Source organism: Pseudomonas sp. StFLB209 (genome assembly GCF_000829415.1).
Classification (GTDB): domain Bacteria; phylum Pseudomonadota; class Gammaproteobacteria; order Pseudomonadales; family Pseudomonadaceae; genus Aquipseudomonas.
On record NZ_AP014637.1, the window covers coordinates 4564121 to 4579573 of the forward strand.

At 61.3% G+C, this 15453-nt stretch carries 13 protein-coding genes; 10 read left to right on the forward strand and 3 right to left on the reverse strand.

Features of this window, described 5'->3' with window-relative positions:
• Positions 1-32: 32 nt before the first annotated feature.
• Both PSCI_RS20630 and PSCI_RS20635 read left to right on the forward strand, forming a co-directional pair.
• Positions 33-2192, forward strand: a complete 2160-nt coding sequence (locus PSCI_RS20630) for a TonB-dependent receptor (RefSeq protein WP_045490604.1) — start codon at positions 33-35, stop codon at positions 2190-2192.
• A 59-nt stretch (positions 2193-2251) separates the two neighbouring features.
• On the forward strand, positions 2252-4342 hold the full coding sequence (locus PSCI_RS20635) for a TonB-dependent receptor (RefSeq protein WP_084710052.1): 2091 nt from the start codon (positions 2252-2254) through the stop codon (positions 4340-4342).
• An 86-nt stretch (positions 4343-4428) separates the two neighbouring features.
• On the opposite strand, the gene PSCI_RS20640 is transcribed toward PSCI_RS20635, so the two are convergent.
• Complete coding sequence (locus PSCI_RS20640; RefSeq protein WP_045490606.1) at positions 4429-4977, reverse strand: cysteine hydrolase family protein; 549 nt, start codon at positions 4975-4977, stop codon at positions 4429-4431.
• Positions 4978-5237: 260 nt separating this feature from the next.
• On the opposite strand from PSCI_RS20640, the gene PSCI_RS20645 reads away from it, so the two are divergent.
• The 4 genes from PSCI_RS20645 (at position 5238) to PSCI_RS20660 (ending at position 8749) form a co-directional block, all read left to right on the forward strand.
• Positions 5238-6224 (forward strand): GlxA family transcriptional regulator, encoded by a 987-nt coding sequence (locus tag PSCI_RS20645; protein ID WP_045490608.1) that lies wholly within the window; start codon positions 5238-5240, stop codon positions 6222-6224.
• A 542-nt stretch (positions 6225-6766) separates the two neighbouring features.
• Positions 6767-7966 carry a tyrosine-type recombinase/integrase gene (locus PSCI_RS20650; RefSeq protein ID WP_036193295.1) on the forward strand — a complete coding sequence of 400 codons (1200 nt, stop codon included), beginning with the start codon at positions 6767-6769 and terminating at the stop codon, positions 7964-7966.
• A gap of 139 nt (positions 7967-8105) precedes the next feature.
• On the forward strand, positions 8106-8435 hold the full coding sequence (locus PSCI_RS20655; RefSeq protein WP_197540956.1) for a type II toxin-antitoxin system RelE/ParE family toxin: 330 nt from the start codon (positions 8106-8108) through the stop codon (positions 8433-8435).
• A complete protein-coding gene (locus tag PSCI_RS20660) occupies positions 8432-8749 on the forward strand; it encodes a helix-turn-helix domain-containing transcriptional regulator (RefSeq protein WP_036193290.1) in 318 nt (105 codons plus the stop codon). The genes PSCI_RS20655 and PSCI_RS20660 overlap by 4 nt, the downstream gene beginning before the upstream one ends.
• A 235-nt stretch (positions 8750-8984) precedes the next feature.
• Here the strand turns inward: PSCI_RS20660 and PSCI_RS20665 are convergent, their stop codons facing one another.
• Entirely contained in the window at positions 8985-10730 is a 1746-nt protein-coding gene (locus PSCI_RS20665) for an ATP-binding protein (protein WP_036193288.1), read from the reverse strand.
• Positions 10727-12100 (reverse strand): SIR2 family protein, encoded by a 1374-nt coding sequence (locus PSCI_RS20670; RefSeq protein ID WP_197540957.1) that lies wholly within the window; start codon positions 12098-12100, stop codon positions 10727-10729. The genes PSCI_RS20665 and PSCI_RS20670 overlap by 4 nt, the downstream gene beginning before the upstream one ends.
• A 339-nt stretch (positions 12101-12439) precedes the next feature.
• Between PSCI_RS20670 and radC the strand changes: the two genes are divergently transcribed.
• The 4 genes from radC to PSCI_RS20690 all read left to right on the forward strand — a co-directional run bounded on the left by radC (position 12440) and on the right by PSCI_RS20690 (position 15418).
• On the forward strand, positions 12440-12946 hold the full coding sequence (gene radC, locus PSCI_RS20675; RefSeq protein ID WP_036193286.1) for a RadC family protein: 507 nt from the start codon (positions 12440-12442) through the stop codon (positions 12944-12946).
• A gap of 243 nt (positions 12947-13189) precedes the next feature.
• Positions 13190-13540: a DUF2958 domain-containing protein gene (locus tag PSCI_RS20680; RefSeq protein WP_036193284.1), complete on the forward strand. Its 351-nt coding sequence runs from the start codon at positions 13190-13192 to the stop codon at positions 13538-13540.
• 65 nt (positions 13541-13605) lie between these two features.
• Positions 13606-13884 (forward strand): hypothetical protein, encoded by a 279-nt coding sequence (locus PSCI_RS20685; RefSeq protein WP_036193283.1) that lies wholly within the window; start codon positions 13606-13608, stop codon positions 13882-13884.
• Between the two features lie 709 nt (positions 13885-14593).
• Positions 14594-15418 carry a DUF932 domain-containing protein gene (locus PSCI_RS20690; protein ID WP_019396530.1) on the forward strand — a complete coding sequence of 275 codons (825 nt, stop codon included), beginning with the start codon at positions 14594-14596 and terminating at the stop codon, positions 15416-15418.
• Positions 15419-15453: the final 35 nt, after the last annotated feature.

Below are 15453 nucleotides of genomic sequence, written 5' to 3' on the forward strand. Positions count from 1 at the left end.
GGCTTCACTTGTTCGCGTGGAAACCGTTGCACATGAAAATTCGAAACACCTCACTGGTGCTGCTGTTGGGCACCTGCAATTTGTCTTGGGCGCAGGATGCGGCGCTGCAAATCGACCCCCTGACGATCCAGGCCGATCAGGAGCAGCCATCCGGTTTGAGCCTCGACCAGCCGATCAAGACCGCAAGCCAGCTTGGCCTGAGCGCGCGCGAAACGCCCGCCTCGGTGAGCGTGGCCGACCGGCAGGTCATAGAGGCTCGTGGTGCCAGGGACACTCAGGACATCATCAACGGCATGACCGGTGTAAACGCCTCGGCTAACCCCGGCTATGGCGGCTTTGTGGCTTATCGGGGCTTTACCCAGAATCAGGTCACGCAGCTCTACAACGGCATCAATCTGGGTTACAGCAGCGCGACACGCCCGGTGGATGCCTGGTTGGTCGACCGGGTGGAACTGATCGGCGGCCCTTCGAGTTTCCTGTCGGGGGCCGGCGCCGTTGGCGGATCGATCAACACCATCAGCAAACTGGCCAGCCGCGATGCGCAGTTGTTTGAAGGCCGGTTGCGTTACGGCAGCTTCGATGAGTCGGAAGTCGCGCTGGGCTTCAATCAGGCGTTGGGGCGGCCGGGCGCTGATGTCGGGCACTATCTGCGCATGGACTTCAGTCGCGGTGGCAGTAATGGCTATATCGATCGCAATAAACGCGAAACCAATAGTTTTGCGCTGTCCCTGCTCAGTGATCTGAGCCCCGACCTCAGCCATACCCTGGCGCTTGAGTACCTCCAAGACCAGGAAGACAGTCCTTACTGGGGCTCACCGATTCTCAACCCGGTTGGCAGCACCATGAAGATCGACAAGCGCCGCCGTTTTGAGAATTACAACTCGGCCGATGGCCGTTATGAGCAACGGGTGCGTTGGCTGCGCTCGATCCTCGACTACCGGCTCACAGCAGACACCAGCCTGCAGAACACGCTGTATCACTACGACGCGCAACGCGACTACCGCAACCTGGAGAACTACCGCTACAACGCCAGCAATACCCAGGTCATTCGGTCGGCTCCCTACCTGCAGCGCCATGAGCAACAGGTCTTGGGTAACCGCCTGCAATTGCGCCACGACCAGGCGTTGCTTGGCCTGCCGAGCCAGTGGGCAATGGGCCTGGATTATTCGGTGATGCGTCAGGATGTCTACCCTACCAGCGGCTCGGCCTCCGATAGCGTCGATCCGGATCAGTTCGATGCCGGCAGTTTCTACGCGATTGCAGGCATGGGCGCAGGGCTCAAGAAGCAGCGCAAACATGAAATCAGTACGCGTTCGGTGTTTGTCGAAAACCGCCTCGAACTGACCGAAAAACTGGCGCTGCTCACCGGCCTGCGCTACGACCATCTGGACATGGAGGTCACCAACTACGGCGCAGTCTCGGCCACCAGCCCGGCCTGGTTCGAGCGTCGCTGGGAACCGCTCAGCGGCCGGGTAGGGCTGTTATATGCCTTCAGCCCCAGCGCCAATGTGTACCTGCAATACAGCACCAGCGCTGACTTGCCGGCTGGATCACTGGCCGCCGCCACCTATTCCAATGTCGGCTTGTTCGACCTGTCCAAGGGCGAGCAATGGGAGTTGGGCAGCAAGTTTGATTTCCTCGACGGGCGAGGCTCGGCAACGGCGGCGTTGTATCAGATCGTGCGCCGGGATTTTGCCGTACGCGACTCGGTCAACCCCAACCTGACCGTACAGGCCGGGCAGCAAACCTCGCGCGGTATTGAACTGGCAGGCAAGCTGCAAATCACGCCGCAGTTGCTGGCAGAAGCCAATTACACCTACGTGGATGCCAAATACGATGAATTCAACGAAGCGGCAGGTGGCGTTTCGGTTTCCCGCAAGGGCAATAACCCGATCAATGTCCCGGACAGCGTTGCCAACCTGTGGCTGACCTGGAGTCTTGACGAAGGCTGGCAGGTCGGTGCCGACAGTCGCTATGTAGCCTCGGTGTATGCCGATAACGCCAATACCCTCAAGGCTCCGGCCTACACGCTGTTCGGCGCGTTTGTGCGTTATCGGCTGGACCGGCAGACCAGCGTCACCGCACGACTGCGCAACCTGACTGACGAGGTCTACGCCAAGCAGGCTTATTCAAGCCAGTACTACATGGGCGCGCCACGAACCTTCGATGTGACCCTGGACGTACGTTTCTGATCGCCTGCCGCCTGGCAGGTGCCGGGTTGGCTACAGCTGCATTTCTCAAGGACTTTACAATGCCTGTCTACGCTTCTGAATACACGCTCAACACCCGCTTGCGTCTGCTTGACGTGCGCAGTCGCCCGCTGCTGATATCCGCTCTGTTTGCCCTGTCACCCTTGAATCAGGCGCTGGCTGATGCCTCGACTGCCGGTGCGTCACTGGTCACCCTCGGCGCCGTGACGGTGACCGGTGATCAGGCCGGCCCGCTGGCCAGTCGCAGCATCCTCAGCTCGGTGGATGTGGTCGGTGCCGACCTTCTGGAAAAGCAACCCGTGCAATACAGCTGGGAGCTGTTCAACAAGGTGCCGGGGGTGATGCTCACTCAATTCAACCAGGGCACGACCTCAGGCAAGTTGTCGTTCCGTGGTTTCAATGGTGAGGGCGAGGTCAACGCGGCCAAGCTGTTGATCGACGGCATCCCGAGCAACACCAATGATGGCAACATGCCGTTTATCGACATGGTTTTTCCGCTGGAAATCGACAGTATCGAAGTGGTGCGCGGCACCAACGACCCGCGCTACGGCCTGCACAACATTGCCGGCAACGCCACGATCAACACCCGCCAGGGCGGTAACGACGGCAAGCTGCGCGTGCGCTACGGCAGTTTCGACACCCGTGAGGTGCAACTGGTCAAAGGCATCGAGTCCGGTAATTGGAGCCAGAACTACGCCATCAGCTATCAGGGCAGTAATGGCTATCGCAGCCATGCCGATGCTGAACGCATGAGCTTTGCCGGCAAGTGGTTTTACACCGCTGATGACGGTGCCTGGCGTGCGGGCCTGATTGCCCGGCATTACAAGGTCGATGCCGACGAGGCCGGTTACCTGAGCCGCACCGACAGCCGCGACCGGCCGCGCCAGTCCTATGCCAATAACGCCACCGATACCGGCGAGCGGGAAATGAACCAGCTCAGCCTGCACCTGGATGCCAGCCTCACAGAAGACCTGAGTTGGGCAACCAAGGCGTATGTGAACACCTTCGAAGACCGTCGCTGGACTCAGTACTGGCGCACCAGTGCGCAGCAAGAGCGTTATAGCGATGAAACCCAGTACGGCGCCTTGAGCAGCCTGACCTGGCGGCCCCAGATCGATGTGCTGCACGGCTTTGCCCTGGAAGGCGGGGCCGAGGTGCAGCGCCAGGAAAACCAAAGCCTGCGCTATCGTACCTTGCTGCGCAGCCGCACAGCGCAGACCCGTGATCAGCAGTTCGATCTCAACATTTATGGCGCTTATTTACAGGCGGTGATCGAGCCGATCGAATCACTGAAGATCATTCCGGCCTATCGGGTCGACAAACTCTACGGTGGCTACGTCAACGGCCTGAGCGGCGAGCATGCTGACGTCAACGACTATGGCTTGATTCGTCAGCCCAAGATCAGCGTGGTCTGGTCGCCCTGGGAGCAGGCCAGCCTGTACGCCAACTGGGGGCGCAGCTATCAGGTGGGTGTCGGTTCTGCGGCTTATCGTCTGGCGACTCAGGCCGATGACCTCAAACCCTCAATCAACGACGGTTGGGAAACCGGCATCAAATTCCGCCCGGCGGCCTGGATCGACGGGCGTATTGCCTACTGGGAGCAGAAGGCGTCTGATGAGGTGCAGCGCAAACTCAACGACGCGGTGGGCGACGCCGAGAACGTCGGCCAGACCCTGCGTAAAGGCTGGGATGTGCAGGTCAATTTGTATCCCACCGAGACCACCAGCCTGTGGCTGGCGTACTCGCGGCAGTTCTCCGAGATCCTCAAGCCCAACCCGAACCTGCCCGCCAGCAAGGGGCAGGAGATGGACCATGTGCCACATCACCTGTACTCCGCCGGCTCGACCTGGCAGTTCACCCCGAAGCTGCAGCTGTCGGCTTGGGCCAACGGCCAGAGTGACTACTACCTGGAGCGTACCAACAGCACCGGCACGTTCGGCGCCTACACCTTGTTCAACCTGGGTGCGAGCTACCAGATCACGCCAACCCTGAGTGTTGATCTGCAAGCCAAGAATATCACTGATCGCTACTACGAATACGCCTGGTACGACGACAGTGCCGGCGTTCGGCAGTCGCTGCACGCCCCGGGTGATGGTCGTTCACTCTATGCCGGCCTGACGCTGGATTTCTGACCCTGTATGTCCACCGCGCGCTGCGCGGTGGACGACCATGATTCAGATGACCGTAAACTTCATCTGTCAGACATCGGCACTCGCCATCACTGGGCCGCGAGGTAATCGTCCACAGATTTGACCCTGGCGTAACCGAACTCAAAGGCCGCCATCATTGCCGCGTGGGTTTGTGCTGCTGGCACGGTTACACCGCCAAAGGTCAGGTCCAGCGTGGCGCAGGCATCATGCAGCACGGTCACTGGATACCCCATGTCGGCGGCTGCGCGCACCACAGCATCGATGCACATATGACTCATCGCACCGATGACCAGCACTTCCTGCACGTTCGCGGCGTCCAGTTGCTGTTTGAGATTCGTCTCTCTGAAGGCGTTGATGTGGTGTTTAACAATGACCGGTTCATCGCCTTCAGGGGCGACCGCCGACTGGATCTGCACGCCATTGGAGCCCTTGGCGAAGATGGGAGAGGCCTCATCCTCGGACTCGTGCCTTACGTGAAAAATCGCAATACCTATATCACGTGCATGGCTGATGACCCGCCCGGCATTGGCGACAGCGGCTTCGATACCGGTCAAAGGCAACTTGCCGGTGGGCAGGTATTCGTTTTGCAGATCAACGACTATAAGGCCTTTTTTCATGAGCTGGCTCCGGCAGGATGGTCAGGGCGACGCTGTTGTCAGTGGCATCATTGTTGATCAGCCCCTTGGCGGTGCCCAGTGGCCTGAATGACATTAATCGATATAATCGGGCCAATCTGTTACCCGGCATGCCTGTGTAGAAGCGGCTCTAGCCGCAATACATTCACTTAGGTGCTTTATGCCTCGGTGGGAGCGAGCTTGCTCGCGAAGAGGCCGGTAAAGTCACAGCATCTGCTGCCAAGCATCGATGAGAGGAAAACATGCTATCGATCCGTGTTGCCGTTCTGGCATTTGATGGCGTGAGCCTGTTCCATCTCTCAGTGCCGGGAATCGTGCTGGGCACCGCTCAAAGTGCCGTGGGTGAAGCTGGTTACGAGGTTCGTTACTGCGCAGAGAAGCCAGGCATGGTGAATACCGATCAAGGCGTTGGCCTGGCGGTCGCTCATGGTCTGGAGCTGATGGAGACTTCTGAGGTCATTGTGATTCCGGCATGGAGCGATCAAGCGGTCGCAGCCTCGGCAGCACTTGTCAGCGCGCTGCAACGTGCCGATACCGAAGGCAAGCTCATCATCGGACTCTGTCTTGGCGCCTTCCTGCTCGCAGAAGCCGGCCTGCTCGATGGCAAAGAAGCAACCACTCACTGGGCGTGGCGCGACGAGTTTGCGCGGCGTTTTCCTGAGGTTCGGTTCAGGCCCGAAGTGCTATATGTCAGTGCCGACAACATCCTGACCTCCGCAGGAACCGTGGCTGCAATTGACTGCTGCCTGCATTTGATCCGCCAGCGTCTTGGGGCCGATGTGGCTAACCGCACCGCGAAAATGCTGGTCACGCCGCCACACAGGCAGGGCGGCCAGGCGCAGTACGTTGAGCATCCTGTGCCGCAACTGCCCAGCGAGACTCATTTGTCTGACGTATTGGCCTGGGCGCGAACGAACCTGAGCAGTGATCTGTCACTCGATGCGTTGGCCGGGCGGGCGAGAATGAGCCGGCGCACCTTTACTCGCAAGTTCAGGGAGGCGACTGGCAGTACCGTTTCTAAATGGCTGAACGCCGAGCGGGTTGCCAGAGCGCAAGAGCTGCTGGAAACCACTGACTTGTCTATTGAGTGCGTGGCCGGTGACTCTGGCTTTGGAACGCCGTTATCACTGCGACAGCAATTCGCTATTCATCTCGGTACGTCGCCTTCTGAGTATCGGCGTGCGTTTTTTCGCGAAATGCATCCGGGACGTGAGGTTAACGCCGGTTAGTCAGTAAACGGTTAGCGGGCGCTGGCCTTGACGAACGAGGCACGAATTTCAGGCAAAGAAAAGCCCGCGATGGGGGAGCGGGCTTAAAAGAACACACTTGGATTCGCAGTTACTGTAACCGGGGGGTTGTGAAAAACCTGTGAACGCGATGAGGCACTGAGCGATTATTTGGAGCAACGAGCTGGAAGATAGAGATTGGCAGAACGCCAGAGGGAGGGGTAAAAACTGGAATTGCGGCACGATCTCAGAATTGCGGCAATTTTCTTTCCGTTGCAGATCAGAAAATTATGCCTGAAACCCTTGTGTTATCTATGGTGCCCCGAGCCGGGGTCGAACCGGCACGTCCAAAGAACGAGGGATTTTAAGCCAGAGCATGGCATCCGCACCGGGCTACCGATGGGCTTGGATGAGGCTTGCTGTAGCAGGTTTTCCCCCAGGCCAATGCCTTCGATCATATCCCGGTGCGCGATGCAAACCGCCCCGGTTCCCCTCCGCCTGGCTCCTAGCCGGCCCCTGGAATCGGGACCTATCAGGAGCACCTCATGGCGAAAATCAAACTCACCAAGTCCGTCGTTGACACGGCGCAGGCGCAAACCTGCGACGTGGAACTCCGGGATACGCTCGTTCCGGGCTTCTTGTGCAAGGTTACACCAACCGGGCGCAAGGTCTTTATGGTTCAGTACCGCACGAACTCCGGCGTGCGGCGCAAGCCGGCAATCGGCCAGTTCGGCGAGCTGACGGTCGAACAGGCCCGGTCGCTGGCACAAGACTGGCTGGCCGAAGTCCGGCGCGGGGGCGACCCCGGACTCGACAAGGCCGAGGCCCGCAAGGCGCCGACGGTCAAGGAGCTGTGCGGCCGGTTCATGGACGATCACTCCAAGCCGCACAACAAGCCCAGCACGCAGGCCGGCTACCAGTACCAGATCGACAGCTTCGTCATCCCAGCCTTCGGCAGCAAGAAGGCTCACGAGGTTACGCGCAACGACATTACCGCGCTGATGAAGCGCATGGAGAAGTCCCCCACCCAGGCCAACCGCGTGCTGTCGCTCGTCCGCAAGATGTTCAACCTGGCCGAGCTGTGGGGCTATCGGCCCGATGGCTCCAATCCCTGCCGTCACGTCCCCAAGTACCCGGAAAAGGGTTCGACCCGGCTCATCACCGACGACCAGATGACCAAGCTGTTCGCCTATCTGGAGAAGGCCGAGGCAGAAGGCTTGGAGCACCCCATCCACCTGTTGGCCGTCCGGCTGCAATTCGAGTTCGCGGCGCGCATGTCGGAAATCCTGCTGTTGCAATGGGATTGGCTCGACCTGCCCAACGGCCGGGTGGTCTGGCCGGACAGCAAGACCGGTGATATGTCCAAGCCGTTGAGCGAGGAAGCCCGCCGGCGGCTGACCAATGCCCCCCGCTACGGCGATTCGCCCTATGTCTGCCCGGCGATCCTCGACCACAGCAAGCCCCTCAGCACCCATACCTACTATCAGGCTTGGCGGCGCATCCTTGACCGTGCCGGGGTGCCGAAGGTCGGCACCCACGGCATCCGCCACCGCTCGGCGACGGACATTGCCAATTCCGGTGTGCCGCTCAAGGTTGGCATGGCGCTGACGGCGCACAAGACCGTGGCGATGTTCATGCGCTACGTCCATACCGAGGACGATCCGGTGCGGCAAGCGGCCGAACTGGTGGCGGCCCGGCGCAAGACGATCACGGGTGCGCAGCGCCCGGCAGAGCTAGAAGCATGAGAAGGACACTGCCCACTGCGGTTGCGCGGGGAGCTGCCGCAGCCTGCCAACAAGGAAATCCGAGACAGTGTCTCGGAAATGTGGGCGCCGGCTCGCCCCTTCATCCTTGACTTTCATTCGTCTATAAACGAAAATGACCATGTACCGAATCGAGCACTACCTCACGGCCGACGGCCAGAAGGATCTCTACACCGACTGGCTGCGGCGCTTGCGTGATGCCCAAGCCAAGGTGGCGGTCATCCGTCGCGTGGCCCGTGTCGAGCAAGGCAACTTCGGTGACCACAAGTTTTGCCGCGATGGCGTGTGGGAGCTACGCATCGACGTGGGGCCAGGCTATCGGGTGTATTACGGCTTGGCGGGCCAGCGGCTGGTGCTGCTGCTGTGCGGTGGCGACAAGCGCACGCAGGATGCGGACATTGACCGGGCGGTGGACTATTGGCAGGACTGGCAACGGAGAACCGACGAATGAGAAGCAGACCCCATGACGAGGCGATGGCCGAGCTGTACCGCAGCGATCCGGCGCTCGCACTGGAAGTCATCAACAACATCCTGGCCGATGGCGACCAGGCCGAGCTGATGACCGTGCTGCGCCAGCTTGCACAGGCAGTCGGTGGCGTGCAGGCGGTGGCCGAACAGGCTCACCTGAACCCGACTCAGCTTTACCGCACGCTGTCGCCGAAGGGCAATCCCGCCCTGAACAGCCTGACCGCCATCCTCAAGGCGATGGGCCTGCGCTTGGCGGTGCAGCCACTGCCTTCGCCGCCGTCCGCGCACGTGGCTTGACCCTCGGCGGGAAAGCGCCCGCCGATTCTCGTATCACTGATACGACAATTTCTCCCGTTCATGCCCTGGTGTCAGCTTGGGCGTCCCGGCGCGCCGCCGGCGCGCTGTCTTACTGCACATCAGGCCTCGCTGTACGAGTCTCGCCCCCCAGCGGGCTTCTTCATCGTCGGCAAGTTCGACTCACCGCCGTTAATCCTCAAATCATTCGGCAGCCTACTCGAAATTCAGGCGATCCCTATACCTTCCAGTGGGTCTGGTAGTTGGGACCGTCAGAAAAAGGCTTCGCGCTCGGCGGGAAGACTTGAATGGTCAACGGGATGGGGAAATCGGCGCCGATGATCGCAGCCTCGCCGGGCTTCAGATTGGGCAGAAACGACGATGCCGATCGGTCGATTTCGCCGCAGGCGCGTTCGACAACCTCGCGGTCCCGATCATTCGTGAGCCGATGTACCACGAGTGTTCCCATCTGGCTCAGAACACCTTCCGTTATGTCGCGTGGGCGCTGAGTTGACAGACAGATATTGAGTCCGTACTTACGGCCCTCTTTGGCGATCAACTCGAATGCGTCCAGGCGGGCAACCGCGTCATCGGCTCCGATATGCCGCCCGAGAAAGTTGTGTGCCTCATCGACGATGACGACAACAGGGCAACTCTTGAATGCGCCATCGCGTGCCATGTTGAGAAGATGCCGTCCGATCACGTTCGCGATGATCTCGCGCGCCTTGAACTCAAAGGCAACGCCACTCAGGCATATCCGAAGCAACCGATCTTCGTTGGAGACGAAGGATGAGATGCTTTCCGTCAATGCAGGAGCCTTCGACTTGAAGACACAGTCGAAGGACGATGAACTGAGAATGCCGCTAATGCGCGACATCAAGGACAGGCAGTATGAGACCTCGCCCGAGTCGCCACCCCATTTTGTGGTGTCTTTTGATCCCCGGGCCACGCCGAATCCGTCCGGGTAAACGCACTCCTGCTCGATCTGTGAAACGAGCTTCCACACGTCGAACGCTTGCTGTGGATCATCAAGTTTCTCCGCGATGCCAGCCTTGGCTTCTTCGGTCAGGATCGGGACCTTAGACTGATCGATCTTCTTGATAATCCCGCCTGTCGCAACATGAGGAGCGAGAGTGGCGAGTCGAAGGCTGCGAATCGCCGCACGCAGTTTCGGCCCCTGAACCTTGCCAGCAGGCTCGAACAGCGCGATAAAGTCCGACTCCATGAAGGACGTATGCGGCAACGAACAAGAAGCAGAAGACTTCGCAGTGCTGACCGGCGCACCCAGGTGAAGATTTGAGACGTGTTCTCCGTCGAACCCGCGATATTCCCCCGTCGCGTCCAAGAGGATGATCTTGGTCTTGTAGCGCAGGCATTCTTCAATGATCCGAGCGGTCGTCCAACTCTTGCCGCCGCCAGTGGCGCCCAGAATCGCGCAGTGCCGGCCGAACAGTTTCTCCGGCTTGACCGACACGTAGCTTTCAGGCGCGACATCGATCGAGCCCAGCTTGAGAAGGACGTGGCTCGCTTCGGTCTCCGCCGCCTCCATGAACTTCGGTAAGTTGGCGATGAAGCTGTGCGGCGCAGCGTAAACGCGGTCGCCCAAGCGAGGATAGGAGTCAACGCCCGCCGAGATTCGAAGTGAGTCCATTGCGATGGAGCCCAGCAGTTGGATCGTCCCGATGCCGTCCAGATCCGGCACCCTGCCATGCGAGGTGTCGATCAGGCGCCTGTCGGCATCTGGCAAATGGATCTCGACCACCCGTCCAAGCAGGAGGTTGATCTGTCCCTCGATCAGGACGAACTCTCCAACCTCACCTTTTCCGTATCGGCCACCCAGAAAGTGGGAACCGCTGGGCGAGCCCGCCTCGTTGAGGTTGAACTTCACCACCTGGGCGGAAACGGAGCACAACTGGCCAACATACAACTCCGGTCGGAGCAATCCGCGCGGAAAAGCGTCGGTGACGTCGAGCGCGGTACTCATGTCGGTTTGACCAGCGACTTGATGTCGCGCGTGAGCCGCTGCGCGGGCGTCAGCGATTTGAGGTCCGGAATCATCTCGGCGAACTCGCTGAACGTGGCATTGATCAGCCACACATCCTCGCCCTGTTTAGCGAGGCTGTAGAGCGCATCCCAGTATCGGTTGTTTTCCTTGGGCCGGGAGGTCAGGTCGTCCGCCGAGGGATTGACGATGATCAACCGCAAATGCGGGTTGGTGCGGACCGCCGCGACAATAGGTTCAGACAAGTGATCGTCATTGAAGCCGAACCCCGAGACAATGAGGCAGGTATTCGGTTCACGCAGCGCCGCCAGGTACTGGGAGATCAGTTCCAGGTGCGGTTGTACGTAGGACTGTTGGTATTTTCCTTTGGCGGGATAGATGAGACAGGCCGTTTCCGGTGTTGGATCGGTCTTGATCTCGATATCGCCCGAACTGGACTGATCCCAGTTGACCGAACCATGCAATTTGTAGAGGTGAAACACACCCTCCAGCGGATTGCCGACCTCATCGCCGGTCGAAGGTCGGCGGACGATGTCGTATAGGAAGAACCGCGGGTCAAATTGCCTGGGCTGCGTGAACGAGAAACCGTCGAGCAAGACCAGCCCCTGCTTGCCAGCAGCGCGCTCAAAGCACAGATCGTAGTTCGTCGTGAACAACTTCATCCGCGAGTCGCGGACGCGGCGACGAGACAGTCGATGTAGGAACGTGCGATGGCTCGCCAACTTTGAATCGTCGGCTCCATTGAGAAAAGCGGAGCACTTCTTCAGGATCACGGCCTTTGAGGCGGATACGAATTTTTCGACCTGCTCGCTCTTCTTGATCTGAAGGTATGCGTCACACCGTGAAAGAAGGGCCTCGATGTTCTCATGTTCGACGGCAGTCTCATAGCCGATCTCAGAAATGACAGCTTCAGCCTGCTCGGTCGGCTTCCGCTCATCCTTTCCAGTGTCGGGATTCGAGTTCACGCAGTGGTCCCACAGCGTCCACATCGAAGGACCGTTGATCTCTCCCAGAGATGTTCCACTTCCTGCGAGTGCAACCACATGTTGCATCTGAAGCGAGGACAGCAATACCGCCTTCAGTTCTTCGCGCGCTGCGGCGGCCTCCGACAGCATCTGCTGCCTCTTGGCATCATCGGCCTCGCCAGCCGCGTCCGGCCTGAGCGCCTTCCAAGTGCCGGCTTCCGGACTGAAGAAAAGTTGTTGACCGAAGGTGGTCGGCTGTGGCGTCGTCATGTCGTCCCTACAGATGTATTTGGATTCTTCCGGATACCCGATCGCCCCGGACTTGTCCTTTGGAATAGTAACAAAGCGCTTCGCACATTCTGGCCGACCCGCGGCCCCAATATCCATGAAAGCCAAGGCCGTGCGTCCCGGCGCGATGCGCCGTCTGGTTCGCGGGCTGCGCCCCGCGCCTCGTGCCGAGTCGCGGCCATTCGGCTTTGACCCCTGACGCCTCCGGCCCTCTCGGGCCTGCGCGCTCCGCTTGCCCCCAAAGCCGACTGTGTGCAGTGGGCGGGTGTGGGCGGTCTTGCTGTTCCCTTCACCGTATCACGGCGTTCTCGCTGTCAAGGGCGGCGCGCGCCATGCGCGCTTGCGTCCTCGCGGCCGTCTAGCGACCCCTGACTGCTTGCGCTGCGCCGTGCTGGCGCCGGTTCCGGGCAATTCCGCCCGAGCAACCGGAGCACGATCATGTCGCAACTGACCCTCTCACTCGATACCCCGCTGATGGTGCGCGATGGCCGTGGGCGCTATCGGCCGGCGGACGCCGACCAGATTCTGGAAGCCGCACGCCAGGTTATCGAACAGAAGATGCAGCGTGGCGCCGAGTTCACTTCGCCGGTGGTGGTCAAGGACTACCTGCGCGCCAAGCTGGCCGGCTTCGAGCACGAAGTCTTCGCGGTGTTGTTCCTCGACACGCGCCATCGGCTGATCGACTACGTGGAGATGTTCCACGGCACGATCGACGCCGCCGAGGTGCATCCGCGCGAGGTGGTCAAGCTGGCGCTGCGGCTCAATGCGGCGGCGGTCATCGTTTCGCACAACCATCCGAGCGGGAACCCCGAGCCGAGCGCGGCCGACAAGGCGCTGACCTCGCAGCTTCGGCAGGCGCTGGCGCTGGTGGACGTTCGCACGTTGGATCACATCATCGTCGCGGGAAGCCGTACCACGTCATTCGCCGAGCGCGGCCTGCTTTGACCTTTGGGGGCTTCGGCCCCCATTTTTTGCTGCGCCCGGCGGCGCAACTCCGGCCCTCGCGGGCCTGCGCGTGCTGCGCACTTGCCGAAAACCGGGCTGCGTGGAGGTGTGAGGGAGGCGGTCTTGCTGTTCCCTTCATCGTGCCACGGCGTTCTCGCCGTCAAGGGCTGCGCGCCGATGGCGCTTGCGTCCTGGCGGCCGTCGTTGACCCAAATCCGCCCGGCAACCTTTCAGGAGTTCACCATGAACAACGCACTCATCACTGACGAACAGCGCATCGTGCTGCTGGCCAAAGGCCGCGAATCGCTGGAGAACCCGGACTTCGATCCGGCCCCCGTGGTCAAGCTGTTCACGCCGGACGCCGGCGCGACCTGGCTGCTGACCGAGATTGATCCCGACGACCACGACCACGCCTTTGGTCTTTGCGACCTGGGCCTGGGTGCGCCGGAAATCGGCTGGGTCAGCCTGGGCGAACTGACGACTGTGCGCGGCGGGTTGGGCCTGCCGATCGAGCGTGACCTGTCTTTCCGGGCCGAGAAGCGATTGAGCGCCTACGCGCGCGATGCGCGGCTGGTCGGGCGGATTGCTGTCTGACCCGGCCCTGGGAGCGCCGCAAGGCGCTCCTTGCGCTTTCTTGACCATCGAAGGAGATCAATGCCATGAGCAGCCATCACGACTACATCATCGAGATCACCGCGCAGCACGATGCGCTCAAGCCGTTCGCGCCAGAGAACGGCCAGCCCTTGCGCTTCAAGATCGGCGACGCGGTGATCTACACCAACGAATACGGCGCGCGGTTTCGGCGCCGCGTCGCCGGGTTCTACCAGCCCGCCGGGCTGTCTGGTCTGTACGCGCGTGGTGCGCGCTACCTGCTGGACTCGTCATCGCCGTGGATGCCGGTGTCGGAATCCAGCCTGCGTCCTGACGACTCGGCGTGATGCCTTCGCGCCCCTTCCGGGGCGCTGCGCGCTTCGCTTGCCTCCGGGGGAAAGCCCTGCGGGCTATCCCCGCCGCGCAATGCTTCGCGCCCCTCAAAGACCGCCGAACCGGCGGCGCCGGATCGGCCAGATCGCAGCCGCCGCTGTCGAACCTGTTTCCCGATGACTGGCGCATGAGCTTGTGCATCGAGCATTGAAGGCTGTGCGTCCCCGGCCAAGAAACATGGCCGGTCGCGCTGTCGTGCGCGCTGCGCATCGAGCCGCCTGCGGCGTCTCGCCCCTTCCGGGCTTCCATCGTTCCCTCGCTCCGCTCGGCTGACGCCTCCGGCCCGGCTTCCAGATCCGGGCCTGCGCGCTTCGCTTGCCGTGCGGTCGGCGTGTTGAGGGGCCGTTGCCTTGTCCAGCCGTCTCCCCTGACTTCATCACCTTCACCGCGACTGTAGCCCGCGCCCGTGTGCCGTCAAGGCGCGCAGGGCCGTGTCCTCGCTTCGCTGCGGGCCGCACCAACCCTGCGCTTGCCTCCTTGACGGCACCCGTCCGCGCGCTCCTGACCGTCGCGGGCGATGAACTCAGGAAAGACGGTGGCAACAGGGCCAACCGGGTTCCTCGTGCCGACCGCACCAAACAGCCGAAAGGCTGGGCTCCGAATCTAGGAATCCGGTGTGCGGTGTGAACAGCAAACCCTTCTTTCTTTGTCAGGAGAAATGCCATGCAACTCGCATCCCGCTTCGCTTCCCGTTCTCCGGTGCTGCGTTCGGAACGTCCCTTGTCCGATGACCAAATCCGGGCCGTGGCCCCGTCCATCTTCGCGGAGGCACCGCACGAAAGCCGCTCCGAGCGGTACAGCTACATCCCCACCGCGACCGTGCTGCAAGAACTGCGCGGGGAAGGCTTCGAGCCTTTCATGGTGACGCAGACCCGCGTGCGCCACGACGACCGCCGCGACTACACCAAGCACATGATCCGCCTGCGTCACGCCAGCCAGATCAACGGCCGCGAGGCCAACGAAATCATCCTGCTGAACTCCCATGACGGCACCAGCAGCTATCAGATGCTGGCCGGGATGTTCCGCTTCGTTTGCAGCAATGGCCTTGTCTGCGGTGACACCGTGGCCGACGTGCGCGTGCCCCACAAGGGCGACGTAGCCGGGCACGTCATCGAAGGCGCTTACGAAGTCCTGCACGGCTTCGACCGGGCGCAGGAATCCCGCGATGCCATGCGCGCCATCACGCTCGACGCCGGGGAATCGGAAGTGTTCGCCCGCGCTGCGCTGGCGTTGAAGTATGACGAGGACAAGCCCGCGCCCATCACGGAATCGCAAATCCTGATGCCGCGCCGCCATGACGACGACCGCCGCGACCTGTGGAGCGTGTTCAACCGCACGCAGGAGAACTTGACCAAAGGCGGCCTGTCCGCTCGCGCCGCAAATGGCCGCCGCCAGACCACCCGGCCCGTGCAGGGCATCGACCAAAGCGTGCGCCTGAACCGCGCCCTGTGGCTGCTGGCCGATGGCCTGCGCCAGTTGAAAGCCTGAATCCCCACGCGGCAAGGGCAGGCAGCAGCCCTTGC

Bases quoted from the DNA above. Each gene is read 5' to 3' on its own strand.
- PSCI_RS20630 (WP_045490604.1), top strand. From the start codon at position 33: ATGAAAATTCGAAACACCTCACTGGTGCTGCTGTTGGGCACCTGCAAT.
- PSCI_RS20635 (WP_084710052.1), top strand. From the start codon at position 2,252: ATGCCTGTCTACGCTTCTGAATACACGCTCAACACCCGCTTGCGTCTG.
- PSCI_RS20640 (WP_045490606.1), bottom strand. From the start codon at position 4,977: ATGAAAAAAGGCCTTATAGTCGTTGATCTGCAAAACGAATACCTGCCC.
- PSCI_RS20645 (WP_045490608.1), top strand. From the start codon at position 5,238: ATGCTATCGATCCGTGTTGCCGTTCTGGCATTTGATGGCGTGAGCCTG.
- PSCI_RS20650 (WP_036193295.1), top strand. From the start codon at position 6,767: ATGGCGAAAATCAAACTCACCAAGTCCGTCGTTGACACGGCGCAGGCG.
- PSCI_RS20655 (WP_197540956.1), top strand. From the start codon at position 8,106: ATGTACCGAATCGAGCACTACCTCACGGCCGACGGCCAGAAGGATCTC.
- PSCI_RS20660 (WP_036193290.1), top strand. From the start codon at position 8,432: ATGAGAAGCAGACCCCATGACGAGGCGATGGCCGAGCTGTACCGCAGC.
- PSCI_RS20665 (WP_036193288.1), bottom strand. From the start codon at position 10,730: ATGAGTACCGCGCTCGACGTCACCGACGCTTTTCCGCGCGGATTGCTC.
- PSCI_RS20670 (WP_197540957.1), bottom strand. From the start codon at position 12,100: ATGGATATTGGGGCCGCGGGTCGGCCAGAATGTGCGAAGCGCTTTGTT.
- radC (WP_036193286.1), top strand. From the start codon at position 12,440: ATGTCGCAACTGACCCTCTCACTCGATACCCCGCTGATGGTGCGCGAT.
- PSCI_RS20680 (WP_036193284.1), top strand. From the start codon at position 13,190: ATGAACAACGCACTCATCACTGACGAACAGCGCATCGTGCTGCTGGCC.
- PSCI_RS20685 (WP_036193283.1), top strand. From the start codon at position 13,606: ATGAGCAGCCATCACGACTACATCATCGAGATCACCGCGCAGCACGAT.
- PSCI_RS20690 (WP_019396530.1), top strand. From the start codon at position 14,594: ATGCAACTCGCATCCCGCTTCGCTTCCCGTTCTCCGGTGCTGCGTTCG.